The sequence below is a fragment of the Pseudomonas sp. UBA2684 genome, assembly GCA_002354655.1.
Lineage (GTDB): Bacteria > Pseudomonadota > Gammaproteobacteria > Pseudomonadales > Pseudomonadaceae > Aquipseudomonas.
This window is the reverse complement of sequence record DELY01000007.1, coordinates 35,256-58,678: the sequence shown is the minus strand read 5'-3', so window position 1 is coordinate 58,678 and position 23,423 is coordinate 35,256. Positions and strand designations below refer to the sequence as shown.

The window sequence follows — 23,423 nt, the reverse complement described above, 5'->3', positions numbered from 1 at the left end:
GCCGAGGGTCTGCGACAAGGCGTTGCACCGAGGCATAGCGGGCTATGGGGCTAGCCACACAGGCCACTAGTCGTCGGCCAGGCCATACAGGCGCAACTTGCTGTAGAGCAGCTGCCGGTGAATACCCAGACTGCGCGCGGTTTCCGCACGGTTGCCGCGGCAGGCGGCCAAGGCCTGGCGAATGCGCCAGGCCTCGACGGCGGCGACCGCCTCGGGCAGCGGCAAGTGCGCCAAGCCGTCGAGGTCGAATGACGAGCGCTCGTCGGAGGCCAGCAAGAAGGCAAAATCCTGCTCGGCCAGTGCGCCGCTGCGCGAGATCACCTGGGCGCGCTGCATGGCATTACGCAACTCACGGACGTTGCCCGGCCAGCGGTAGCGCAACAACGCTCGCGCAGCCGCCGGCAGCAATTGCTTGGGATTGGGCTGGCCCAGGCTGGCGAGAAAATATTCGGCGAGGGTGATGATGTCGCCAGGCCGATCGCGCAACGCAGGCAAGTGGATCGGCAGCACATTCAAGCGGAAAAACAGATCCTCGCGAAAGCGCCCCTCGCGCACGGCCTCTGGCAAGTCATGGTGGCTGGCGGTGATCACCCGCACATCCACATGCACGCGGCGGTCGGCCCCCACGGGCGTGATTTCGCGTTCTTGCAGGGCGCGCAGAATTTTGGCCTGCATGGGCAACGGCATGTCGCCGATTTCATCGAGAAACAACGTACCGCCGTCGGCTTCGCGAAAGCTGCCCATGCGCTCGCTGTAAGCGCCACTGAAGGCGCCTTTACTGTGACCGAACAGCTCACTTTCCAGCAGTTCGGCAGGAATCGCCGCGCAGTTGAGCGCCACGAACGGCTCTCGGGCACGATCGCTGGCGCGGTGCAACTGGCGCGCCACCAATTCCTTGCCGGTGCCGGTTTCACCGCTGATCAGCACCGTCACGTCGCTGGCCGCAGCCATGCCGATCAACTTTTGCACATCGCGCATCGCCGCACTGGAGCCGATCAATTCATCGCCGGCGGTTTCCTGCGCGCTGGCCGGCGGTGCCGGTTCGTCACGCTCCGGCTGAGCCGCCAAGGCGCGCTCGACGACCGCACGGATGTCTTCGCGACCGAGCGGCTTGGCCAGGTGATCGAAGGCACCGAGCTTCATCGCCTCGATGGTATTACCGGCCCCGGCATAGGCGGTGAGCATCACCAGCGGGATGCGCCGCTCGGGTTGGCGCCGATGCAGCTGGGCAATAAACCCCAAGCCATCGAGCACCGGCATGCGCAGGTCGACGAAGATCAACTGCACGCTCATGCCAGTCAGCAGCAGGTCCAACCCTTCCTGACCGTTGCCCGCCTCGACCACCTGGTGCCCCAGGCTTTCCAGGGTCTCGCGCAGGCCCTCGCGAAAGGCCGCGTCGTCGTCGACAATCAGGATGTACGCCATGCAATCTCCAGTTCAAAACGAGCGCCCGAGCGGCCCGGCAGCGCGCTGACCCGGCCGCCGTGGGCACTGACGATCTCGTGCACGATGGCCAAGCCTAACCCACTGCCGTCCGGTCGACCGCTGACAAATGGCTCGAACAGCTGTGCTTGCAGGCTTGCATCGATACCTGCGCCATCATCCTCGACGCTCAACCGCAGCAGCCCGTGCGCCGACTCCGCCCGCACCCAGACCTGCCCGTGCGCATGCCGGATGGCGTTGTCCAGCAGGTTGTCCAGCGCCCGCCCCAAATGCAGCGCATCGAAGGTCCAGTGCTCGACGTGCTGCTCGCACCGCACCACGACCTGCCGCTCGGCGGCGGCCGCGGCGTAGGCCTGGAGGTGCTCGGCCAGCCAGGGCGACAGGGCATTCGGCTGCACGTCCAGGCGCAATTGCTGGGTCATGGCCAGCAGCGCGCGCGTCAGACGCTCCAAGCGCTCCACCTGGCCGAGCAGAAAGCTCAAAGCCGCAGTGCTGGACGCCGCATCCGGCTGCGCCAGGGCGTTTTCGGCCTTCAATCGCATGGCGGCAATCGGGTTGCGGATTTCGTGGGCGACCCCCGCCGACAATCGCCCGAGCGCGGCCAAACGGTCCGCGCGCGCCAAGTCCCCGGCCAAGGCTTTGGCCGACTCGCGCTCGACCGCCAAACGCTGCGACAGCAGATTGACCGCACTGACGATGCGGTTCAGCTCGACTTCACCGACCATCGGCAGCGCCGGTAAGGCGTCCACCGGGTAGTTGGCCAGGGCTTTCTCGATGCGGCGCAGGCGATTGCTCCAGCGCGTCATGTTCCAACCGAGCCAGCCACCGGAGATCAGCACAAAAGCCAACAGCAAGCCGAGCCCGAGCAACAGATGCTCATAGCTTTGCGAGCTTTGCGCTTCCCGCTTGAGCACCCAGACCACCTGGTCGGTCGGTGCCCCTGGCAACGGGCAGGCGGTCAGCAGCAAGGTTTCGCGTTGGCCTTCACGCAGCAACTCGACGCGTTCGGCGGTTTTCGTCGCACGCTCGACCGCTTCGACAATCAACGGTTGCTCCGCCACCGGGATATCGGTCTTGCGGCTGGCGCTGCCATGGGTAGGGTAGCCGTAGGCGATAAAGCCCTGCGCGGCACTCCAAATGCCCCCTTCGATACCGGGGAACGGCAATAGGCTGGCATCCATCAGGCGCTCCAGTTGCGGATCGCGCCCAGCGCTTGAGAGCGCCGGCCGATAGGCGCCGTCGAGCGCGCTGACGTAACGCGCATGCACCGCCTCGCACGCGGCGTGCAAAGTGGCCTGGGCCTCCCTCACGCGGACATCGACGCCCTGTTGGTACACCCCGTAGAGGACAATCGCCAGCGCCAGGGAAATGCCGGAGAACGCCAGCCACAAGATGAATAAACGGGTACGCAGAGATGACACGTGGCGCTTTCCTCAGACAGAACATGCCGCCCCGCCCAGGCGGATGCGACTCAGTCGTGACGTAAATCGGCCGGGATCGGCAGGTCCGGCAACGGTGCCGGGCGTTTACCCTTGCCCGCCTGATACTGACGGATCTGGTAGACGTAGGCCAACACCTGGGCCACGGCGAGGTACAGGCCGGCGGGGATTTCCTGATCCAGTTCGGTGGAGTAGAACACCGCCCGCGCCAACGCCGGCGACTCCAGCAGCATGACTTGGTGCTCCTGGGCGATTTCGCGAATTTTCAACGCGGTGAAATCGCCCCCCTTGGCCAGCAGCACCGGGGCATTGCCCTTGCTCGGGTCATATTTCAGCGCCACGGCGAAGTGTGTCGGGTTGGTGATCACCACGTCGGCCTGCGGTACGGCCTGCATCATGCGCCGCTCGGCCATCTCGCGTTGCAGCTGGCGAATACGTTGCTTGACCTCAGGTTTGCCCTCGCTGTCCTTGTACTCGTCGCGTACTTCCTGCTTGGTCATCATCAGCTTCTGCTTGTTGTCCCAGAGCTGAAACGGCACATCCACCGCGGCGATCAGCACCAAGCCACAGGCCATCCACAACGCGCTCCAGCCGACCACCAGGGCCGCGTGGATGATCGCCGTCTCCAGCGGTTCGTGGGCCATCGCCAGCAAATCGTCGCGGTCGGCGGACAGCACCGCCAGGGCCACCAGCAGAATCACCACAAACTTGGCCAGGGCCTTGAGCAGCTCGACCAATGCCTTGGCCGAGAACATTCGTTTAAGGCCCGCCAACGGGTTCATCCGGCTCAACTTGGGGGCCATGGCTTCGGCCGAGAACAACCAGCCGCCCAAGGCAATCGGGCCGATGATCGAGGCGATCAACACAATCAGAAACAGCGGCAGCAAGGCTTCCAAAGCGACCTGCCAGGACGCCATCAGCCAGATCCCCATGCTGCGCTCGTCCATCACCACTTCGCGCGGCAAGGAGAAGTTGCCGCGCATCACGTCCAGCAACGAATTGCCCAAGGCGCCGCCATAGATCAGCAGCCCCCCGGCGCCGGCCAGCATCACCGCCAGGGTATTGAGCTCTCGGGAGCGGGCGATCTGGCCTTTTTCACGGGATTCACGGAGACGTTTCTCCGTGGGTTCCTCGCTTTTATCGGCACCGCTTTCGGATTCAGCCATGGTTAGCTCGCTCGCGCCATTTCACGCAGCAATTGCAGGGCCTGGGTGGCGAACACCTGGTACTGCGCGAGGATATCCGCCATACCGATCCACACGATCACCAGGCCCAAGACCAGGGTCATTGGAAAACCGATGGCAAAAATATTCAATTGCGGCGCCGCGCGGGTCATCACACCGAACGCCAGGTTGATCACCAACAACGCGGTGATTGCCGGCAGCACCAGAATCAAGGCCGCACCGAGTACCCAGCCCAACTTGTTGGCCAGCTCCCAGTAATGTTCGGTCAGCAAACCGCTGCCGACCGGCAGGGTGACGAAGCTCTCGGCCAGCACCTCGAATACCACCAAATGGCCATTCATGGCCAAAAACAGCAAGGTCACCAGCATCAGGAAAAACTGCCCGATCACGGCGACCGACACGCCGTTGGACGGGTCGATCATCGACGCGAACCCCAGGCCCATCTGCGTCGCCACGATCTGGCCGGCGATCACGAAGGCGTGAAAGAACAGCTGCAAGGTGAAGCCCAGCATCACCCCGATGAGGATTTCCTGGGCGATCAACACGAAGGCTTGCACGCTGATGGCATCGACTTGCGGCATCGCCGGCAGGTTGGGCAGCAACACCAGACAGATCGCCAACGCCAGGTACAGACGCACCCGCGTGGGCACCAGCTGAGTACCGATGATCGGCATCACCATCAGCAACGCGGCGATGCGAAAAAACGGCAGCAGGAAAGACCCCACCCAACCGCCGATCTGCGCATCGCTCAGTTCGAGCATGTCAGCCGATCAGCAGCGGAATGTTCATGATCAGGGTCTGCGTGTACTCCATCAGTTCGCGCACCAGCCAAGGACCGGCGAAGATCAGGGTCAGCAGGATCACCAGCAGACGCGGCAGAAAGCTCAAGGTTTGTTCGTTGATCTGCGTGGCCGCCTGGAACATCGCCACCAGCAGACCAACCAATAGGCTGGGCACGACGATCACCGCGACAATCGTCGCGGTCAGCCACAACGCCTCGCGAAACAGGTCGACCGCTACTTCCGGGGTCATGCCTAAGTCCCTCCGAAACTGGCGGCGAGCGTGCCCATGATCAGCGCCCAGCCATCGATCAAGACGAACAGCATGATTTTGAACGGCAAGGAAATGATCAGCGGCGACAGCATCATCATGCCCATCGCCATGAGAATGCTGGAGACCACCAGATCGATGATCAGGAATGGAATGAAGATCATGAAGCCGATCTGGAACGCGGTTTTCAGCTCGGAGGTGACAAAGGCCGGCACCAGGATGACCAGCGGCGTATCTTCCGGCGCGGCGATGTCCGTGCGCTTGGACAGGCGCATGAACAGATCCAGGTCGCTTTCGCGGGTCTGCGACAGCATAAAGTTCTTGATCGGCACCTCGGCCTTGGCAATCGCCTCCTGGGCCGGCAGCTGTTCGTTAAGGTACGGCTGCAAGGCATCGCGATTAATCTGCTCGAACACCGGCGCCATGATGAACAGCGTGAGGAACAGCGCCAGGCCGACCAGAATCTGGTTCGACGGCGTCTGCTGCAAGCCCAGGGCCTGACGCAGAATGGAAAACACGATGATGATGCGGGTGAAGCTGGTCATCAGCATGACGAAGGCGGGAATGAAGCTCAGCGCCGTCATGATCAGCAGAATCTGCAGGCTGACCGAGTATTCCTGCTGGCCTTCGGTGTCGGTGCTCAGGGTGATCGCCGGGATCGACAGCGGATTATCGGCACCAAGCGCCAGAGGGGCGGCCAGGCAAAGCAACAGGACCCACAGCAGGCGCAACGCGCTCATCACGACTTGTCCTTCTGATCCTTGCCCAACAGCTCCATCAGCCGCTGGGCGAACTCTGTCGAAGCCGGCGCACCATCAGGCAAGTGCACCGGCTCCGCCATCACGTGCAGCGGGGTAATCCGCCCAGGCGTCAAGCCGAGCAAAATCTGCTCGCCGCCCACCTGCACCAGCACCAGCCGATCACGCGGCCCCAGGGCCTGGCTGGAGAGAACCTTGATGACCTGGCCGCCGCGCGGAGTGATCTGCTGTACCCGGCGCATCAGCCAGGCCAGCAGGAAGATCAGCCCGATCACCAACAGCAACCCCAACAGCAACTGCCCCAACTGCCCGGCAATGCCACTGCTGGCCATCGGCGTAACCGCCCTGGCAACTGGTTCGGCAGCCAGGGCGGTTAAAGGCAGCATCAGGATAACGCCAAGAAACGTGTGCATGGTTAGGCTCTGTAGGCGTCTTAACGCAGCTTTTTGATGCGCTCGCTCGGGCTGATCACGTCGGTCAGGCGGATGCCGAACTTCTCGTTGACCACCACCACTTCGCCATGGGCGATCAGCGTGCCGTTGACCAGCACGTCGAGCGGTTCGCCAGCCAGGCGATCGAGTTCGATCACCGAGCCCTGGTTGAGCTGCAACAGGTTACGGATGGTGATGTCGGTGTTGCCGACCTCCATGGAAATCGACACCGGGATGTCGAGAATCACATCCAGGTTCGGCCCATCCAGGCTCACCGGCAGGTTGACCTTGGGCATGCTGCCGAATTCTTCCATCGGCGCACGCGACGCGGCCGACTCGCTGACGCCGCCAGCGGCGAGCATGGCATCGATATCGTCCTGACCGGCAGTGTCGCCGGCCTCGGACAAGGCAGCCGCCCACTCATCGGCCAGCGCCTGCTCCTCGGGGGAGGTGTTTTCGTCTGTATCTGCCATCGTTTGTCCTCGGCTGGCGTGTAACGGGGTTGGCGAGCGCAACTAGCGCTGGCGGTCGATCGGTTCCAGCACTTGCAGCGCCAGGTTGCCTTTATGGGCACCCAGCTTGACCTTGAAAGACGGCACGCCGTTGGCGCGCATGACCACGTGATCGGGCAATTCCACCGGAATCACATCGCCGGGTTGCATGTGCAAAATGTCCCGCAGCTTCAGTTGCCGCCGCGCCACGGTGGCGCCGAGCGGCACGCTGACGTCGAGAATGTCTTCGCGCAGCGCCTTGATCCAGCGCTCGTCCTGGTCGTCGACATCGGATTGGAAACCGGCGTCGAGCATCTCGCGAATCGGCTCGATCATCGAATACGGCATGGTGATGTGCAGGTCGCCGCCACCGCCGTCCAGTTCGATATGAAAGGTCGAGACGACGATGACTTCGCTGGGGCTGACGATGTTGGCCAGCGCCGGGTTGACTTCCGAGTTGACGTACTCGAAGTTGATATCCATCACCGCATGCCAGGCTTCTTTCAAATCGACGAACGCCTGATCGAGGACCATGCGCACCACGCGCAACTCGGTCGGGGTGAACTCGCGGCCTTCGATCTTGGCGTGACGGCCGTCGCCGCCGAAAAAGTTGTCGACCAGTTTGAACACCAGCTTGGCGTCGAGGATGAACAGACCGGTGCCGCGCAGCGGCTTCATCTTCACCAGATTGAGGCTGGTCGGCACGTACAGCGAGTGCACGTATTCGCCGAATTTCATCACCTGCACCCCGCCCACCGCCACGTCCGCCGAGCGGCGCAGCAGGTTGAACATGCTGATACGGGTGTAGCGGGCAAAACGTTCGTTGATCATCTCCAGAGTCGGCATGCGCCCCCGGACGATGCGATCCTGGCTGGTCAGGTCATATTGTTTGACGCTACCGGGTTCAGCGGCGTCCTCGGGTTCGACCAGGCCATCGTCCACGCCATGCAGCAGCGCATCGATCTCATCCTGGGACAGCAGGTCTTGCACAGCCATTGACGGGCTCCCGACTACTGCAACACGAGGTTGGTGAACAATACTTGTTCGACGGCCAACTGGCCCGTCTCCTTCTGCGCCAATTCCTGCACGCTGGCCGTGGCTTGCTGACGCAGCATTTCCTTGCCCACCGGCGTGACCAAGGCTTCGAAATCCTGCCCGGAAAACAGCATGACCAGGCGATTGCGCAACACCGGCATATGCACCTTGAGCGCATCCAGCGCCACCTGGTCGCGCGCCATCAGGGCGACGCTGACCTGCATGTAGCGGGCCCGCCCGTTGTGGTTGAAATTGACCACGAAAGCCGGGGCCAGCTCTTCATAGATCGCCGCCTGCTTGACCGGCGCGGCACTTTCGGCCGAGGCCTCGGCCGCAGACGCATCCTTGGGCGCATCTTTGCTGAGCAAGAACCAGGTACCACCGATCGACAAGCCCACCGCCAAGAGCAAGGCCACGACAATCAAGATGATCAGTTTCAACTTGCCGGCCGGTTTCGCCTCAGCACTTGCTGAGTCTTGCGGCGCGTTTTTCTTAGCCATGCCAATAATCCGTCACTAATCGGAGTTCTATCCGTTTTCAAAGGGTTAGCAGCAAGTGTTATGCCAGCTTGTAATTGCGCCGACGGCTGCAAGCACCCGAGATGGGCTGCGGGTATAACAGGCCCGCCGATTACTGTCACCCGAAAACACGCTCGCCCGGCACTCTTGCGAGAGCCGGGCGAGGTACAGCCTAGTGCCGCCGGAACATTGCAGCGTGGGTTACGGCGCAATGGACCTTGCTGAAAGCATCGCTATCGGCAGCCTGCACCTAACCTGCGCGGCCCGAGGGCTGCTCAACTGCCGCGACACTAGCCCGGCGGTTCAGGCGTAGTAATCGACCATGCCGCGTCCACCGCTCAGCGGGCTGTGCGTGAGTTCGATGCTGCTCGTTGCCAGCTCTTCATCACTCGCGCCGAGCAGCTCATTACCTGCACTGCCGCGGCCTTTGCCGTCATTCTCCTGGCCTTGCCAGCCGCGACTCAGCGATTGGTCGGAGACGTTGACGTCGAGCAGGTTCATGCCTTGCTGCGTGAATAATTCGCGCAGACGGTGCATTTGCCCTTCCAACGCTTCACGCACCCCGGCATTGGCGCTGGCGAAGGTCACCTGGGTCTGATCCTGGTTCAGGCTGATGCGCACTTCCAGACGACCGAGCTCCACCGGATCGAGCTGAATCTCGGCGGATTTGAGGTTTTGACTGGAGAGCAGCATCACCCGATCCACCACCGCCTCACTCCAACCGGCCTGCTGCATCGGTACCGGCTGCCCCGGAATCAGCGGGGCACGCGCGGTCAACGCGGCTTGCTGGCCAACTGCCTGACTCAGCGCGCTGAGCTTGCTGACGAAGTTTTCCGGGCGGGTATCGGCAGCGCTTTCCTTGAGAGCCTCAAGGCCTTCGGCGGTCAGCTCGATCAGCGGTAAATCGGTCAGTTCGCCCGCTTCGGCTTGCGGCTGCTGGGCACTCATCGCCGCCATGGCACTGGCAAAGCTTTGCCCGGCATTGACTGTCGTTTGCGCCGCCAGGGCGCTCGGATTGCTCTGCTCCGCCGCAGCCTTGGCCTTGGCGCCCAGCTCCAGCGCCATGCGCACCGCCGGCAGTTGGTTCAAGGCATCCAGTTCAGGATCGAAGCTCGCCTCGGTCATACCGGCGGGCCCAGAGCTGACCAGGCTGCCCGCAGGTAACGTCAACGACTCAGCCTCACCCGCCAGACCGAAACCGGCGGTTTCGCCGTCGAGCGGCGGCTGACCGCTCATGCCGAGCAACAACAGCGGATCGATGACGGCATCCTCGGCTACCGGCTCATTCGGCAAAGACTTGCCGCTATCGGCAAGCGGCGGCGGCTCAGCGGCAGCAGCGGCAGCAGCGGCAGGCGCAGCACCCGCCCCCGACGCCTCGGTTCTCGCCTCGCGATCGGATTTTGCCGCGGCATCGCTGCGCTCCGCAGCTTTCGCCTGGCGCTCCTTGGCATACACCTGGGCGAAGCTGGAGGCTTCATTCTTGTTGGGTTCTGCCGGTTTCGCCGGGGCGTTGGCCACAGACGCTTTGGGCTTTATCTCTGGCGCCGATTTAAGCAGCAGATCGGGGGCAACGGACATGGGCACTCTCCGCGAGGGATGGGTCGTGCCTGGGGATTTGCAAAGGATGGGCCAACTTCTGCGGGGTGTGCCTGCCGCATGGCTATAGACGGTAACGCTGGCGCTCGGACTTCATCAAAATGCGCACGATGGCGAATTCGCGTTCGACCTGCTCGATCAACTCCGGTGCTTCGTGCATCAGCTCACGCCGGCCGATCTCCTCCAACTGCTTGCACAGGCTCGCCAGCATCAGGGCGCCCATATTGCTGCAGCTGCCTTTGAAACTGTGCGCGGCCAACCGCAGATTGTGCGCATCCGCGGTCCGCTGGGCCTGGCGTAGCAAGCGCAGGCGCTCTTCGGAGTCCGCCAGGAAGGTATCCAGCAATACCGGGTACTCGTCTTCCATGACGTCCTGCAACGCAGCCAACACAGCACTGTCGAGATGAATATCGGACAACGGGTCGACCCCTGGGCAAAAGACGCAGGATTATGCCTCAAGCGACCAGGAAAACTCCACGCTCACCCCCTGCCCGTCCGCCGGCCAGGTGCAACGCTCGCTCAACTGGCGCACCAGCGCGAGACCGCGCCCGCTCAGGCTGTCGAGGCGTAATTGCTGGTCGAGAATTGCCTGCCCATCGAAGCCCGCACCGCTGTCCTCGACCCGCAAGATCAGGCGCCCGCCCGCCGCCTCGGGGAGCAATTGCAGGTGAAAACGCACGTAGCCCTCGCGCAAGCTGGTCAGGCGTATGCTGCGCTGCCGGTAATACTCGGCAAAGCCGTCGGCATCGCACTTCAAGGCCGAGTCCAGCCCCAGCACGCCATGCTCCAGTGCATTCGAGTAGAGCTCGGCAAGCACGCTGAACAGCGCACTGCCCTGCGGCCGTAAACCCGGCACCCCCAGCAGCAGTTGCAGGAGCTGCGGCAGCGGGTTGAAACGCTGTAAGGTTTCGCCGCGAAATTCGAAGCTTGCCGACCAATCCAGCGGGCTGTTCTGGCCGCTGTCGAGGAAGAGCAATGGCGGTGGCGCCAGGGCATGTTCCTCGACCATGCCAATTTCGACCAAGCTGACATCGTCTTGCTGCTCGCCACGAAAACGCGCCAAGGCCTGCTCAATCTCTGCGAATAAATCGGCCGGCTCACGGTTGTCGGCAAACACCTCAAGCATGCGCGCCTCGCCAAACAACTCGCCCTGGCTGTTACACGCCTCCAGCACCCCATCGGACAACAGAAACACCCGGTCGCCCAACGCCAGCGGATAAACCTCGTACTTGTCGCTGAAGGATGCCGTGTCGAGTACACCCAGCGGCAGATGTCGCGACACCAGCGGCACCCGCGCGCTGCCGTCGGCACGCAGCAGGTAACCGTCCGGCAAGCCACCGTTCCACACCTCGACCACCCGACGCTGGAAGCTGATGTTCAGCAACGTGGCGCAGCAAAACACGCCGAGCGGGAGGATGCGTTTGAGCTTGGTATTGATCTCGCGAAGGATCTCCACCATGGAATGCCCCTTGGCGGTCATGCCGTAGAACACTTCGGCCAATGGCATGGCGCCAATCGCCGCGGGCAAGCCATGGCCGGTGAAATCGCCCAGCAGCACATGCATGCCGCCGGAGGGCTTAAATGCAGCCAACAGCAAATCGCCATTGAACAGCGCATAAGGCGATTGCAGGTAACGGATATTCGGGGCATTCAGGCAACCGGTATGCGCCACCTTGTCGAACACCGCCTTGGCCACACGCTGCTCGTTGAGCAGATGCTCGTTGTGCTTGGCGATCAGGTCGCGCTGCTGCAGCACGGTGTCCTGCAGGCGGCGCAGACGCTCCATGGCGTTGATCTTGGCTTCGAGGATCACCCGGTTATAGGGCTTGGCGAGAAAGTCGTCGCCGCCGGCCTCCAGGCAACGCACCAGCGCTTCGCTCTCGGTCAATGAGGTCAGGAAGATGATCGGCACCAACTCCTCACCGGCCATCTGCTTGATCCGCCGCGCCGCTTCGAAGCCATCCATCAACGGCATCAAGGCGTCCATCAAGACCAACTGCGGGCGCTCCTGCTCGAACAAGGCGAGCGCTTCCACGCCATTGCTGGCGGTCAGGGTACGGTGGCCCTGACGGCTGACGATGGTCGACAACAACATGCGGTCGGCCGCGTTGTCCTCGGCGATCAGGATGGACAAGCGCGCAGGCATGGCTCAGTGCCCCGAGTTAGGCAATCTGGAATAACTGTTCGAAATTCGAGATGGCGAGGATTTTGCGCACATCCGGGTTGCAATTGAGCAGGCGGATCTGCGCGTGATCGCCGCCAGCGTGATCGCGCAGCAACAGCAGCATGCCCAGCGCTGAGCTGTCGAGGTATGTGGTGCCCTTGAGATCGACGACAAAGCGTTTGGGGGTGAGATTGACACGCTCATAAGCGTCGCGAAACTCTTGGTGCGCGCCGAAATCGAAACGTCCTTGAATCACAATGGTCAACTCTTGCCCATCAGGCGAGGGCAGCGAGGTGATGGCCATGAATCACTCCTTTATCCAACAAAACCGTCAATGGTGGGCCCAGGCGTGAACATGCCTGCGCACTCAATCCGTGTGTTCAAGATGTAGCACTCAGAACCGCCAGCGGCAACTGGCAATCACTCAGAACCACGCACTGGCAAGCGCTGCGCCAGTTCGTCGAGCAGCTTTTGTTCGCGTTTATCCTCGCTCAGCCGCGCTTCTTCGAGGTACCGCTGCACCAGCTTGCGCAAACCTTCGAGTCGCGCATAACGCTGCTGCCAGGCGGCACGTACTTTATCCAGGTTAGTGCGGTGCCAGGCCAGCGTTTGCCGCTGCTGACCGATAGCCACCTCCAGTTGCGAGAGAAAACGCTGGTAGTTCATCAGCCATTGCCCGGAGACGCCACGCTGGCCTTCGCTGATCCATTGCTGCTGGTAATCGCCGCGGTAGCGTTCCAGCTCGCCCAATTTGACCTCTGCCTGGCTCACCAAACCCTGACAATGGCCAAGCTGCACAGCCGCCTCGCGCTCGGCGCGTTCGGCCATTTCCACCACGGGCGCCAGACGCGCGGCACGGTTTTGCGCCACGGGTTAAGACGCCGGCCCGGCGGCTGGATTGAAGGTTGCCGCCAGCAGCACACTGCTGCGCTCGATGCTTTCGCTTTCGTCGAGCCCCTGGCGCAGGTACTTGACCATCGCCGGACGTCTGGCGATGGCCAAGTCGGTATCGGCATCGCCACCCGCCACGTAGGCACCCACGCTGATCAAGTCGCGGCTCTGCTGATAGCGTGACCACAGTTGCTTGAACCGCTGCGAATGACGCAAGTGCTCGGCCGACACCACTTGCGGCATCACCCGGCTGATCGAGGCTTCGATATCGATGGCCGGGTAATGCCCCTCCTCGGCCAGGCGCCGCGAAAGCACGATATGCCCGTCGAGCACACCACGCGCGGCATCGGCGATCGGGTCCTGCTGGTCGTCGCCTTCGCTCAGTACGGTATAGAACGCGGTGATCGAGCCGCCACCCTTCTCGGCATTACCGGCGCGCTCGACCAATTTCGGCAGTTTGGCGAACACCGACGGTGGATAGCCCTTGGTCGCTGGCGGCTCGCCAATCGCCAAGGCAATCTCGCGCTGGGCCTGGGCGAAACGCGTTAGCGAATCCATCAGCAGCAGGACGTTCTTGCCCTTGTCGCGGAAATATTCGGCGATCCGCGTGCAATACATCGCGGCACGCAGGCGCATCAGCGGCGCATCGTCGGCCGGCGAAGCCACCACCACCGAGCGTTTGAGCCCCTCGTGGCCGAGGATCTCGTCGATAAACTCTTTAACTTCACGACCGCGCTCGCCGATCAGCCCGACCACGATGATGTCGGCCTCGGTGAAGCGCGTCATCATGCCCAGCAGCACCGACTTACCCACGCCGGTACCGGCGAACAGGCCGAGACGCTGGCCACGGCCGACGGTCAGCAGGCCATTGATCGAACGGATGCCGACATCCAGCGGCTCGCTGATCGGGTGGCGGTTGAGCGGGTTGATCGCCGGGCCGTCCATCGGCACCCAATCCTCGGCTTTCATGCCACCTTTGCCATCCAACGCGCGCCCGGTGCCATCGAGCACCCGGCCGAGCATCGACATGCCCATCGGCAAACGCCCGGTATCCGGCAGCGGCACCACGCGCGCGCCGGGGGCGATGCCGGCCAGGCTGCCGGCCGGCATCAGGAAGATTTTGCCGTTGGAGAAGCCCATCACCTCGGCCTCGACCTGCACCGGGTGATAGCTGTCGTCGTTGATCACCAGGCAACGGCTGCCCAGGGCGGCACGTAGGCCTTCGGCTTCCAGGGTCAGGCCGACCATGCGCAGCAAGCGCCCCTCGACCACCGGCTGGCCAGGCAACTGCACCGCATCGCTGTAACCGGCCAAGCGCTTGGCAAAACTGGTGCGCTCAAAGCGCATGGGGCGGTTCCTCGGCGGCATCCAGTTCGACCGGCAGATCGCCCGGCAACGGATGCGCGGCTTGCTCGCGCTGCTGCTCGAACAGTTGCTTGATGGCCTGACTCAGGCGGGTTTCGATACTTGCGTCGATCCGACTATGTTCACTTTCGACCCGGCAACCACCGGGTAACAAGGATTCGTCTTCGAGAATGCGCCAGCTTTCTTCATGGCGCTCACGCAGGGCTTTGACTATCTCGAAATCCTGCGGATTGAGGTGAATGCGGATGTTATCGGCACCCATCGGCAGCAATTTCAGGGCCTCGCGCAGCACCTGACGAATCTGGCTGGAGTCGCTGCTCAACTCACGCTGAATCACCTGGCGCGTCATGTGACTGACCAGGGTGATCAACCCAGCCTCAAGCTGCTGATCCTGCTCGGCGATCGGCTCGAACAACTGGCTCATCAGACGCTCCAACCCTTCCAGCTTGGCGGCGAGGGCTGTATCGGCCTCCTGCTTGGCTTTCAGCTGGCCGGCGCGGAAGCCGTCTTTTTCACCCGTGCTGAAGCCTTCGTTGTAAGCGTCCTGGCGGATCGCCTCCAGCTCATCCAAGGTCAGGGGTTTGACGTCTTCCAGCGCCACGTCTTGGCTTTCCGCCGGCTCAGCCGCAATCGCCTCAGCGTCGGTTTCGCCGGCCTGGGCCACCGGCTCGGCCTCGGCGCCCTCGACCAGCGGGTCGAAACTGGGCAGTGCCCAGCGATCAAACGCGTTGACGTCTTTGGCGCGAATCAGATCGCTGGGCGCATCCTTGGCAACCATGGCTTAGACCATCTCTTCGCCGCCTTTGCCACCGAGGACGATTTCCCCGGCTTCGGCCATGCGGCGGGCAATGGTGAGGATTTCCTTCTGCGCCGTTTCGACGTCGCTGACCCGAACCGGGCCCTTGGCCTCCAGGTCGTCGCGCAGCAGTTCGGCGGCGCGCTTGGACATGTTCTTGAAGACCTTTTCCTTGATCGCCTCGTCGGCGCCCTTGAGCGCCAGCACCAGCACATCGGAGGACACCTCGCGCAACAGCGCCTGGATGCCGCGGTCGTCGACATCGGCGAGGTTGTCGAAGACGAACATCAGGTCTTCGATCTGCGACGACAGGTCTTCGTCGACTTCGCGGATCGAGTCCATCAACTGGCCTTCGATCGAACTGTCGAGGAAGTTCATGATATCGGCGGCGCGCTTGACCCCACCCATGGTGGCGCGGGTGGTGTTGGCGCTGCCGGAGAACTGCTTCTCGAGAATCTGGTTGAGTTCCTTGAGCGCCGCCGGCTGCACGGTATTCAACGAGGACACGCGCAAGACGATGTCCAGGCGCACCTTGTGGTCGAAGTGGCCAAGCACTTCACCGGCCTGGTCGGGGTCGAGGTAGGCGACGACGATGGCCTGAATCTGTGGGTGCTCGTAACGGATCACATCCGCCACGGCGCGCGGTTCCATCCACTTCAGGCTGTCCAGGCCGCTGGTGCTGCCGCCCAGCAGGATGCGGTCGATCAGGTTGCCGGCTTTGTCTTCGCCGAGCGCCTGGGTGAGCATCTTGCGGATATAACCGTCGGCACCCACACCCAGACTGGTCTGGTCGCCAACGATGTCGACGAACTCGCCCATCACCTGCTCGACTTGCTCACGGTGCACATTGCGCATGCCGGCCATGGCCACGCCAACGCGCTGCACTTCCTTCGGTCCGAGGTGGCGCAAAACCTGCGCCGCATCGGTTTCGCCGAGCGATAGGAGCAGAATCGCGGCCTTTTCGACCTTGTTCAACTTAGCGGCTGTACGGTTCTCATTCATCGGCGTTGATCCACTCTTTCACCACTTGCGCAACCCGACCCGGGTCTTCCGCCACCAGACTCTTGATCGCGTTCAGTTGCGCATCATACCCCTCGCTCGGGCTGGGCAGGAGGATGCTTTGCGGGCCACCAAGGCTGACCCGATCGGCCGCCAACTCGCCGTCCAAACCACCCATTTCGCCCAACTCGACATCGCCATCGCGACCGCCAGCCAGTTCCTTGCCTTTGCCGCCGCCGGTGATGTTGTTGAGCACCGGACGCAGTACACCAAACACCAGCACAAGGATGAACAGCACGCCGAGCACTTGCTTGACGATGTCCCAGAACCACGGCTGGGTATAGAACGGAATCTCGATAATTTCTTCGCCAACTTCGGCGGAGAATGGCGTATTGATCACGCTGACGCTATCGCCACGGCTGGCATCGAAACCGACCGAGTCTTGCACCAGCCGGGTAAAACGCGCCAGCTCGTCAGTGGTCCACGGCACGCGGCTGGTTTCGCCGGTGGCGGCATCGAGTTTGAGCTGATCGTCGACCACCACCGCGACCGACAGACGGCGCAAGCGCCCCTGCTGCTGCTTGGTGTAGCTGATCGAGCGGTCCAACTCGAAGTTGCGCGTGGATTGCTCGCGCTTGTCGGCCGGAAACGGCGCCAGCATCGGCTGACCGGTTGCCGGATCGATAACCTGTTGGCCGTTGGCATCCAATAACGGCTGGCCTGCGGCGACTGGCCCAGCGACAGCTGGCGCCGCAGCAGCTTGTTGCGGAGCGGCGGCCGGGCCCGGCGGTTGATTGCTCAATGCGCCCGGCACGCCTTGCGGCGGCAGGCTGCTGCTGCGTTGTTCGTTGACTTGCTGCTCGCTGCGCAGCGCCGGCTGATCGGGGTTGAACATTTCCGAGGTGGATTCCACCGCGCTGAAATCCACATCCGCCGACACTTCGGCCTTGTAGCGCCCAGCGCCCAGCACCGGTTGCAGAATATTGTGCACGCGCTGGGTGAACAGGCTTTCCACGCGGCGGCTGTAATCGAACTGCTTACCGGCCATGCTCAGCTCGGACAGTTCCTGCTGGTCGGAGAGCAGATTGCCCTTCTGATCGACCACCGTGACCTGCGACTTATCCAGCTCAGGCACGCTGGTGGCAACCAGATTGACGATGGCCATCACCTGGCTCGGCTCCAGGCCACGCCCCGAATACAGCTCGACCAGCACGGAGGCGCTGGGCTTGCGCTCATCGCGCACGAACACCGAGCTTTTCGGAATCGCCAAATGTACGCGGGCCGCCTTGACGTTGTTCAGGCTCGACACGGTGCGCGCCAACTCGCCTTCCAGACCGCGCCGGTAGCGCGTGGCTTCCATGAACTGGCTGGTGCCGAGGCCCTGCTCCTGGTCGAGAATTTCGAAACCGATGTTTTTATCGCTTGGCGCCACACCCGCGGCAGCCAGGCGCATGCGCGCCCGCGCCAGATCCTCGGCTTTGACCAGCAACGCCCCGGAGTTGGGTTCTACGGTGTACTTGATGTCGGCGGCGGATAACGTCTCCATCACCTGAGACGCATCCATACCATCCAGGCTGCCATACAGCGGGCGATAATCCGGTTGCTGCGACCACAGCACCACGGCAAAACCAATCGCCACGCTGGCGGCCAAGCCGACCAGCAGACCGATTTGCCGCAACATCGACATATCGGAGAGATTTTCCAAAAACGTCAGGCCAAAGAGTGGCTTCTTCGGCTCACCGGCGGTGGTGGCAGGTACGTTTGCGGCGAGAGCTTCGGCCATGATTCAGAACCTACCTTTAAACCGGCATCTGCATGATGTCTTGATACGCCTGGACCAGCTTGTTGCGCACCTGGGTCATGGCCTGCATAGACACGCTGGCTTTCTGCGAGGCGATCATCACGTCGGTCAGGTCTACGCCGCTTTTACCCATTTCAAAGGCCGTGGCCAGTTGACTGGAGGCCTGCTGGGTTTCGCTGACTTTGTTCACCGCCTGCCCGAGCATGTCCGAGAAACTCGGCATCCCCGGTTCCGGGGCGCTGACAACCGGCTTCTGCCGCGCCATTGCCTCGGCCTGCATGGATCGCATTTCCAACATCAGGCGATTGAATTCAATACCCTGGCTCATGACCTTCCTCCACTGACCGCAGTTTTTTGACGCTGCGCGGTGCTTTGCTGAGGTATTTGCAACAAGGGTGCCAGGTAGCGGGCCCGGCAAATAAGAACCGTAGGGTGAGTTAGCCGCATGCAGCCATTACCCGGCATCACGACACAAGGGACGCGGCGTAACCCACCATCGGCGCAACGCGGTCGATCACTGGGTGGGTTATGCGCCATGATCGCGTTCGGGTTGTCGGCCGGCGTACCGCGCCGCCAACCCACCCTACGAAACTTGCCGCTGCCAGCGCTAGCTGGCGTACAGATAGGCTTCCACATCCATGCCGGCATCGCGCATCTGCGCCAGCTTGTAACGCAGGGTGCGCGGGCTGATGCCCAGACGCTCGGCCGCCTCTTTGCGCCGACCACGCTCGGCGCGCAGGGTGTCGATGATCATCTGAAACTCGTGCCGTCGCAGGTCATCACCCAGGGCGCCGGCTTCCGCCGCCGACTCAGACGCCAGCGGCGCACTCGTCGGCACCACAGCCAGCTGGGGCTGCGCTGGCGTGACAGGGGCAAAGCCGATGGGCGTGGTCAGACACAGATCCTGCGGCTGGATCAAACCGCCCTGCTGCAAGATCAACGCACGCTGAATGGCGTTATCCAACTCACGCACGTTACCGGGCCAGGCGTGGCCCAGTAGGCTCGCCTGCGCCTGTGGCGACAGACGAATCGGCGCGTGATTCATTTTTTTGACGTACTTGGCCAGCAACCGCTCGGCCAACGGCACGATATCCGCCGGGCGTTCGCGCAACGGCCGCCAGGCCAATGGAAACACCGACAGGCGATAGTAGAGGTCTTCGCGAAAACGCCCGGCCGCCACTTCGCCCGCCAGGTCGCGGTTACTGGTGGCCAGCACGCGAATGTCCAGGCTGATCGGCTTGCGCGCGCCAACCCGCTCCACCTCGCGTTCCTGCAAGACACGGAGCAGCTTGGCCTGCAAGCCCAACGGCATCTCGGATATTTCATCGAGCAGGATAGTGCCGCCATCGGCCAGCTCGAACTTGCCCGGCGCACTGGCAATCGCACCGGTAAAGGCCCCCTTCTCGTGGCCGAACAACGTGGCCTCGAGCATGTTGTCGGGAATCGCCGCACAGTTGATCGCGATAAAGGGTTTGGTCGCGCGCGGCGACTGCTGGTGGATATAGCGCGCCAGCACTTCCTTACCGGTCCCCGACTCCCCCGTGATCAACACCGTGGAATCGCTCTGCGCGACCCGCGCGGCCAACTCCAGCAACTGCACACTGGCCGCATCCAGCGCCACTGGGCCGTCCTGTTCGCCGCTAGTCAAACGCCCAAGCGCATGACGGTCGACCAATGTCAGCAGGGCTTTCGGCTCGAACGGCTTGACCAGGTAATCCACCGCGCCCTGGCGCATCGCATCCACCGCACGCTCGACCGCCCCATACGCCGTCATCAATAACACCGGCAATTGCGGCTGGCGCTCACGAATCAGCGCCAGAAGCTGGTGGCCGTCCATGCCCGGCATGTTCACGTCGCTGACCACCAAGCCAAACGGCTCTTGGGCAATCGCCAGCAGCGCCGCCTCGGCACAATCCACCGCCCGGTAAGCATGCCCCCCGAGCGACAGGGTATCGGCCAGGGCTTCGCGCAGGGCGCGGTCGTCTTCGACCAGCAGGACTTTGGCAGCCACGGGGTTACTCCTGAATCAACGGTTGTGCCGCAGGAATCAGCGGCAGGATCAACAAGGCGCATGTGCCTCGACCGGCGCGCGAGTGCAGTTGCAGCTCGCCTTGATGAGCGCGCGCCACGGCCTTGACCACCGCCAGCCCTAAGCCAGTGCCGGTGGTTTTGGTGGTAAAGAAAGGCTCGCCGAGGCGCGCCAGGGTGACGCCATCGATGCCGGGACCGTTATCGCTGATACACAAGCGCAGCGAAGTGCCGCGCTGGTACAGGTGAATTTTCAAGCGCGCCTCGCGCCCAGCCGCCTGAATGGCGTTTTCGACCAGGTTGAGCACGCTACCGACCAGGGTGTCGCGATTGCACAGCAACTCACCGTCACGACTGTCGCACTGCCAACGCACCGCCATGTCCATGACGTGCGGCTCACCCGCCGAACGCAGGGCATCGAACAACGCCTTGGGCGTCAAGCGATCCGGCAACGGCAATTCGCCACGCGCGAAGATCAGCATGTCGCGCACTTGATGCTCCAGCTCATGCAGGCGCTCCTTCAAACGCCCGGCAAAGCGCTGCTGCTGCTCGGCCGGCAGCACCTGCTCGGTCAAATGGCTGGCATACAGCAAGGCGGCGGAAAGTGGTGTCCGAATTTGGTGGGCCAGGGAAGCGACCATCCGCCCCAAGGCCGACAAGCGTTCATGACGCGACAGCTGATCCTGCAAGCGCCGGGTTTCTGTCAGGTCTGTCAAAAGCACAAGCTGCCCCGGCTCGCCACGCAGTGAGCGGGTGGCGATGGATAGACGACGCCCGTCTTTTAAGGAGATTTCGTGGCCATCGTCTTCGCGCGGGGCGAAATTGCGCGCAATCACCTCGCGCCAGAGCATGCCGGCCAAGGGTTGACCGAGCAGGTTGCGCGCCACTGGATTGGCCTCACGCACCACGCCTTGACCGTCGATGACAATCACCCCGCCCGGCAGCAGATCCAGCAGACTCTGCAGGCGGTGCGCCAAGCGCTCCTTCTCTGCCAGCTCCTGCATGCGCTGGGCGCTGACCAACGCCAACTGACCTTTCAGCTCAGCGACGCGCGCCTCCAGCATGCTGTAAGACTCGCTGAGCTGGGTCGACATCTGGTTAAACAGGGTAAACGCCTGCTCCAGACTGGCGCGACTGGCCTGCTCAATGGGAGTGGCAGGGGGCGATTCAGGGGTGTCAGCTAGTCGAGCGTTGGGATTCATCGTTCTCTCTCGCGCAGCGAGCCGTCATAAGACAGTCAGTTAACCGAGAGATAGCAATACCCGTGCCTAAAAATTACTACTTACTTTTCAACAACTTAAAAAATAAAGCCGAAGGCTGTGTCAAACCTTCGGCTCTATTGACCCCGTCAGCGCCAAGCCGCTGACTGTATAACCACACAAGATCAGTCGTCGTACTGCCCTTCTTCGTCGCGACGACTCATGCCGTATTTGCGCATTTTCTCCACCAGGGTGGTGCGACGAATACGCAAACGCTCCGCGGCACGTGCCACCACGCCACTGGCATCATCCAACGCCTGCTGAATCAGCCCTTGTTCGAGATTGCCCAGGTAGTCCTTCAAATCCAGCCCTTCGGGCGGCAACATGGCCGGCGAATCCAGGCCCGGCAAACCGGCGACGACAGCCGCTCGCTCCTCCAGCTCATTGCGCAAGCTGGCCGCCAGTTGCTCGTCCTCATCGTCAACATGCCGGAACTTCTTCGGCAACTCGCCCACGCCAATCACGCCATAGGGGTGCATGATCGCCATGCGCTCGACCAGGTTGGCCAGCTCGCGCACGTTGCCTGCCCAGTCATGCCGGCAGAGCGACATGATCGCCGCCGAATTGAAACGGATCGAACCGCGCTTCTCGAACTCCATGCGCGAGATCAATTCGTTCATCAGCAACGGAATGTCCTCGATACGCTCGCGCAGCGGCGCCATCTCAATCGGGAACACATTCAAGCGATAGTAGAGATCCTCGCGGAAGCTGCCCTCCTCGATCATCTTCTCGAGGTTTTTATGGGTTGCCGCGATGATCCGCACATCGGCGCTTTGCGTCTTGTTGCTGCCCACTCGCTCGAAGGTGCGCTCCTGCAAAACCCGCAGCAGTTTGACCTGCATCGGCAGCGGCATATCGCCAATTTCATCGAGGAACAGGGTGCCGCCGTTAGCCAGCTCGAAGCGCCCGGCGCGACTGGTAATCGCCCCGGTGAACGCGCCCTTCTCATGGCCGAACAGTTCGCTTTCCAGCAACTCCGCGGGAATCGCGCCGCAGTTAACCGGCACAAACGGCGCTTCACGACGCTTGGAGTGATAGTGCAGGTTGCGCGCCACCACCTCTTTACCCGTACCCGACTCGCCCAAAATCAATACGCTGGCTTCGGTATCGGCAACCTGCTGCATCATCTGCCGAACTTGCTGAATCGCCCGACTGGTACCAACCAGGCTGCGAAACAGGTTGGTCTCGCGCTGCCGGCCACGCTCGCGGGCCTGGTCGTACATCTCGCGGTAAACCTGGGCGCGGTGCAGGGAGTCGAGCAACTTGTTATAGCTGGGCGGCATTTCCAGGCTGACCAATACCCGGCGGCGCAGCTCTTCCGGCCACTCCGCGGGCACAGGCTCATCGATCAGCAACACGGGTAAAAACTCATCCCACGTAGCCACCTGCTTGAGCAACTCCAAGGCTCCACCTTTGGCACTGACATCGCCGAGCATGACGCTCAGCACATCGCGACTGGATGCCAACTGGGTAACCGCTTCGCGCCAATCGAGGCTGCCACAAGCGAGATGCTCTTCCCCCAGGAAATTCAGAATGACCGCCAACTCGCGACGGCGCTCACTGTTATCGTCAATCAGTAGGATTTTGGTTTCACGCCACATATTGTTTTGATCTGATCCTGGGAGTGAAAGAAAACGCACACCGTCAAATACACGGTAACGCCAGCAATTGGCCACTAGTAAAGTCAATTTTTTGGATGCAGTCAATTTTATGGCGTGCTTTTTTTGCTTTACCCGACAGACAGCCTAAATGGCTGTTTGAGAACACGAGAGATTTGCCCGTTGCAGGCAAAAAAGCACAGAAACGAAACGCTGGAAGCAGGTTTACAAGCGTAACAACCAGCACCCCGAACAAACCGTCAGCCAAACAGCTGATAGACCTTGGCGCCATGCTGAGCTTGATTCAATTGCACCAGCTCACCGGCCAAACGCTGCTGTTCCGCTTGGCACACACTGACCAATTCACGGTAGAGATCCATCAATTCCTGCATGCGTGCACGCAGTACATCTTCGTCATGCACGACTTCGACCATGGCTTCATCGACCGCTTGCCGGCACTGCAAATCGAGCTCGCCGATAGCCGCCCAATCCTGGGTCACCAGAGCAGTACGCAGGGCACTGCCGGTCTCTTGCAGACGCTGGACAGATGAACTCATGAACATGCTCCTAAACGCCT

Annotated in this window: 24 protein-coding genes; all 24 read right to left on the bottom strand. The window is 62.1% G+C overall.

Annotated features, from left to right (window positions below):
* Positions 1 to 66: 66 nt before the first annotated feature.
* Positions 67 to 1,425, bottom strand: coding sequence for a sigma-54-dependent transcriptional regulator (locus B3M58_RS03680; RefSeq protein ID WP_296217214.1), 1,359 nt, complete (start codon positions 1,423 to 1,425; stop codon positions 67 to 69).
* Entirely contained in the window at positions 1,410 to 2,864 is a 1,455-nt protein-coding gene (locus B3M58_RS03675; protein WP_296217213.1) for a sensor histidine kinase, read from the bottom strand. Before B3M58_RS03675 ends, B3M58_RS03680 begins: the two co-directional genes overlap by 16 nt.
* 50 nt (positions 2,865 to 2,914) lie before the next feature.
* Positions 2,915 to 4,048, bottom strand: coding sequence for a flagellar biosynthesis protein FlhB (gene flhB / locus B3M58_RS03670; RefSeq protein ID WP_296217212.1), 1,134 nt, complete (start codon positions 4,046 to 4,048; stop codon positions 2,915 to 2,917).
* Positions 4,049 to 4,050: 2 nt separating this feature from the next.
* Entirely contained in the window at positions 4,051 to 4,827 is a 777-nt protein-coding gene (fliR, locus tag B3M58_RS03665) for a flagellar biosynthetic protein FliR (RefSeq protein WP_296217211.1), read from the bottom strand.
* 1 nt (position 4,828) lies between these two features.
* Complete coding sequence (fliQ, locus tag B3M58_RS03660) at positions 4,829 to 5,098, bottom strand: flagellar biosynthesis protein FliQ (RefSeq protein WP_296217210.1); 270 nt, start codon at positions 5,096 to 5,098, stop codon at positions 4,829 to 4,831.
* A gap of 2 nt (positions 5,099 to 5,100) precedes the next feature.
* A complete protein-coding gene (gene fliP, locus B3M58_RS03655; protein ID WP_296217209.1) occupies positions 5,101 to 5,856 on the bottom strand; it encodes a flagellar type III secretion system pore protein FliP in 756 nt (251 codons plus the stop codon).
* Positions 5,856 to 6,287, bottom strand: a complete 432-nt coding sequence (gene fliO / locus B3M58_RS03650) for a flagellar biosynthetic protein FliO (protein WP_296217208.1) — start codon at positions 6,285 to 6,287, stop codon at positions 5,856 to 5,858. Before fliO ends, fliP begins: the two co-directional genes overlap by 1 nt.
* A gap of 20 nt (positions 6,288 to 6,307) precedes the next feature.
* Positions 6,308 to 6,778, bottom strand: coding sequence for a flagellar motor switch protein FliN (gene fliN / locus B3M58_RS03645; RefSeq protein WP_296217207.1), 471 nt, complete (start codon positions 6,776 to 6,778; stop codon positions 6,308 to 6,310).
* 42 nt (positions 6,779 to 6,820) lie between these two features.
* A complete protein-coding gene (fliM, locus tag B3M58_RS03640; protein WP_296217206.1) occupies positions 6,821 to 7,792 on the bottom strand; it encodes a flagellar motor switch protein FliM in 972 nt (323 codons plus the stop codon).
* A gap of 14 nt (positions 7,793 to 7,806) precedes the next feature.
* Entirely contained in the window at positions 7,807 to 8,331 is a 525-nt protein-coding gene (gene fliL, locus B3M58_RS03635) for a flagellar basal body-associated protein FliL (protein WP_296217205.1), read from the bottom strand.
* Positions 8,332 to 8,652: 321 nt separating this feature from the next.
* Positions 8,653 to 9,927 carry a flagellar hook-length control protein FliK gene (locus B3M58_RS03630; RefSeq protein WP_296217204.1) on the bottom strand — a complete coding sequence of 425 codons (1,275 nt, stop codon included), beginning with the start codon at positions 9,925 to 9,927 and terminating at the stop codon, positions 8,653 to 8,655.
* 82 nt (positions 9,928 to 10,009) lie between these two features.
* Positions 10,010 to 10,363 carry an Hpt domain-containing protein gene (locus tag B3M58_RS03625; RefSeq protein ID WP_296217203.1) on the bottom strand — a complete coding sequence of 118 codons (354 nt, stop codon included), beginning with the start codon at positions 10,361 to 10,363 and terminating at the stop codon, positions 10,010 to 10,012.
* Between the two features lie 30 nt (positions 10,364 to 10,393).
* Positions 10,394 to 12,091: a fused response regulator/phosphatase gene (locus tag B3M58_RS03620; protein ID WP_296217202.1), complete on the bottom strand. Its 1,698-nt coding sequence runs from the start codon at positions 12,089 to 12,091 to the stop codon at positions 10,394 to 10,396.
* A 16-nt stretch (positions 12,092 to 12,107) separates the two neighbouring features.
* Positions 12,108 to 12,413, bottom strand: coding sequence for an STAS domain-containing protein (locus tag B3M58_RS03615; protein WP_296217201.1), 306 nt, complete (start codon positions 12,411 to 12,413; stop codon positions 12,108 to 12,110).
* 116 nt (positions 12,414 to 12,529) lie between these two features.
* On the bottom strand, positions 12,530 to 12,979 hold the full coding sequence (gene fliJ / locus B3M58_RS03610) for a flagellar export protein FliJ (protein ID WP_296217200.1): 450 nt from the start codon (positions 12,977 to 12,979) through the stop codon (positions 12,530 to 12,532).
* Between the two features lie 3 nt (positions 12,980 to 12,982).
* Positions 12,983 to 14,347: a flagellar protein export ATPase FliI gene (gene fliI, locus B3M58_RS03605; RefSeq protein WP_296217199.1), complete on the bottom strand. Its 1,365-nt coding sequence runs from the start codon at positions 14,345 to 14,347 to the stop codon at positions 12,983 to 12,985.
* Positions 14,337 to 15,143: a flagellar assembly protein FliH gene (fliH, locus tag B3M58_RS03600; RefSeq protein WP_296217198.1), complete on the bottom strand. Its 807-nt coding sequence runs from the start codon at positions 15,141 to 15,143 to the stop codon at positions 14,337 to 14,339. Before fliH ends, fliI begins: the two co-directional genes overlap by 11 nt.
* Positions 15,144 to 15,146: 3 nt before the next feature.
* The gene (gene fliG, locus B3M58_RS03595) at positions 15,147 to 16,163 is read right to left on the bottom strand and encodes a flagellar motor switch protein FliG (protein WP_296217197.1); all 1,017 of its coding nucleotides are present in this window, start codon (positions 16,161 to 16,163) and stop codon (positions 15,147 to 15,149) included.
* Positions 16,156 to 17,943, bottom strand: coding sequence for a flagellar basal-body MS-ring/collar protein FliF (gene fliF, locus B3M58_RS03590; protein ID WP_296217196.1), 1,788 nt, complete (start codon positions 17,941 to 17,943; stop codon positions 16,156 to 16,158). Before fliF ends, fliG begins: the two co-directional genes overlap by 8 nt.
* A 16-nt stretch (positions 17,944 to 17,959) precedes the next feature.
* Positions 17,960 to 18,289, bottom strand: coding sequence for a flagellar hook-basal body complex protein FliE (fliE, locus tag B3M58_RS03585; protein WP_296217195.1), 330 nt, complete (start codon positions 18,287 to 18,289; stop codon positions 17,960 to 17,962).
* Positions 18,290 to 18,568: 279 nt separating this feature from the next.
* Complete coding sequence (gene fleR, locus B3M58_RS03580) at positions 18,569 to 19,972, bottom strand: sigma-54-dependent response regulator transcription factor FleR (RefSeq protein ID WP_296217194.1); 1,404 nt, start codon at positions 19,970 to 19,972, stop codon at positions 18,569 to 18,571.
* A gap of 4 nt (positions 19,973 to 19,976) precedes the next feature.
* Positions 19,977 to 21,191 carry a sensor histidine kinase gene (locus tag B3M58_RS03575; RefSeq protein ID WP_296217193.1) on the bottom strand — a complete coding sequence of 405 codons (1,215 nt, stop codon included), beginning with the start codon at positions 21,189 to 21,191 and terminating at the stop codon, positions 19,977 to 19,979.
* Positions 21,192 to 21,373: 182 nt separating this feature from the next.
* On the bottom strand, positions 21,374 to 22,849 hold the full coding sequence (locus tag B3M58_RS03570) for a sigma-54 dependent transcriptional regulator (RefSeq protein WP_296217192.1): 1,476 nt from the start codon (positions 22,847 to 22,849) through the stop codon (positions 21,374 to 21,376).
* Positions 22,850 to 23,106: 257 nt separating this feature from the next.
* Positions 23,107 to 23,403: a flagellar protein FliT gene (locus B3M58_RS03565; RefSeq protein ID WP_296217191.1), complete on the bottom strand. Its 297-nt coding sequence runs from the start codon at positions 23,401 to 23,403 to the stop codon at positions 23,107 to 23,109.
* Positions 23,404 to 23,423 lie beyond the last annotated feature (20 nt).

What these genes read in the sequence shown, in the direction of transcription:
- B3M58_RS03575 (WP_296217193.1), bottom strand. Translation starts at nt 21,191, where the DNA reads ATGAATCCCAACGCTCGACTAGCTGACACCCCTGAATCGCCCCCTGCC.
- fliH (WP_296217198.1), bottom strand. Translation starts at nt 15,143, where the DNA reads ATGGTTGCCAAGGATGCGCCCAGCGATCTGATTCGCGCCAAAGACGTC.
- fliF (WP_296217196.1), bottom strand. Translation starts at nt 17,943, where the DNA reads ATGGCCGAAGCTCTCGCCGCAAACGTACCTGCCACCACCGCCGGTGAG.
- B3M58_RS03615 (WP_296217201.1), bottom strand. Translation starts at nt 12,413, where the DNA reads ATGGCCATCACCTCGCTGCCCTCGCCTGATGGGCAAGAGTTGACCATT.
- B3M58_RS03565 (WP_296217191.1), bottom strand. Translation starts at nt 23,403, where the DNA reads ATGAGTTCATCTGTCCAGCGTCTGCAAGAGACCGGCAGTGCCCTGCGT.
- fliR (WP_296217211.1), bottom strand. Translation starts at nt 4,827, where the DNA reads ATGCTCGAACTGAGCGATGCGCAGATCGGCGGTTGGGTGGGGTCTTTC.
- B3M58_RS03570 (WP_296217192.1), bottom strand. Translation starts at nt 22,849, where the DNA reads ATGTGGCGTGAAACCAAAATCCTACTGATTGACGATAACAGTGAGCGC.
- fliM (WP_296217206.1), bottom strand. Translation starts at nt 7,792, where the DNA reads ATGGCTGTGCAAGACCTGCTGTCCCAGGATGAGATCGATGCGCTGCTG.
- flhB (WP_296217212.1), bottom strand. Translation starts at nt 4,048, where the DNA reads ATGGCTGAATCCGAAAGCGGTGCCGATAAAAGCGAGGAACCCACGGAG.
- fliO (WP_296217208.1), bottom strand. Translation starts at nt 6,287, where the DNA reads ATGCACACGTTTCTTGGCGTTATCCTGATGCTGCCTTTAACCGCCCTG.
- fliQ (WP_296217210.1), bottom strand. Translation starts at nt 5,098, where the DNA reads ATGACCCCGGAAGTAGCGGTCGACCTGTTTCGCGAGGCGTTGTGGCTG.
- fliE (WP_296217195.1), bottom strand. Translation starts at nt 18,289, where the DNA reads ATGAGCCAGGGTATTGAATTCAATCGCCTGATGTTGGAAATGCGATCC.
- fliL (WP_296217205.1), bottom strand. Translation starts at nt 8,331, where the DNA reads ATGGCTAAGAAAAACGCGCCGCAAGACTCAGCAAGTGCTGAGGCGAAA.
- fliN (WP_296217207.1), bottom strand. Translation starts at nt 6,778, where the DNA reads ATGGCAGATACAGACGAAAACACCTCCCCCGAGGAGCAGGCGCTGGCC.
- B3M58_RS03630 (WP_296217204.1), bottom strand. Translation starts at nt 9,927, where the DNA reads ATGTCCGTTGCCCCCGATCTGCTGCTTAAATCGGCGCCAGAGATAAAG.
- B3M58_RS03680 (WP_296217214.1), bottom strand. Translation starts at nt 1,425, where the DNA reads ATGGCGTACATCCTGATTGTCGACGACGACGCGGCCTTTCGCGAGGGC.
- fliI (WP_296217199.1), bottom strand. Translation starts at nt 14,347, where the DNA reads ATGCGCTTTGAGCGCACCAGTTTTGCCAAGCGCTTGGCCGGTTACAGC.
- B3M58_RS03620 (WP_296217202.1), bottom strand. Translation starts at nt 12,091, where the DNA reads ATGCCTGCGCGCTTGTCCATCCTGATCGCCGAGGACAACGCGGCCGAC.
- fliP (WP_296217209.1), bottom strand. Translation starts at nt 5,856, where the DNA reads ATGAGCGCGTTGCGCCTGCTGTGGGTCCTGTTGCTTTGCCTGGCCGCC.
- fliG (WP_296217197.1), bottom strand. Translation starts at nt 16,163, where the DNA reads ATGAATGAGAACCGTACAGCCGCTAAGTTGAACAAGGTCGAAAAGGCC.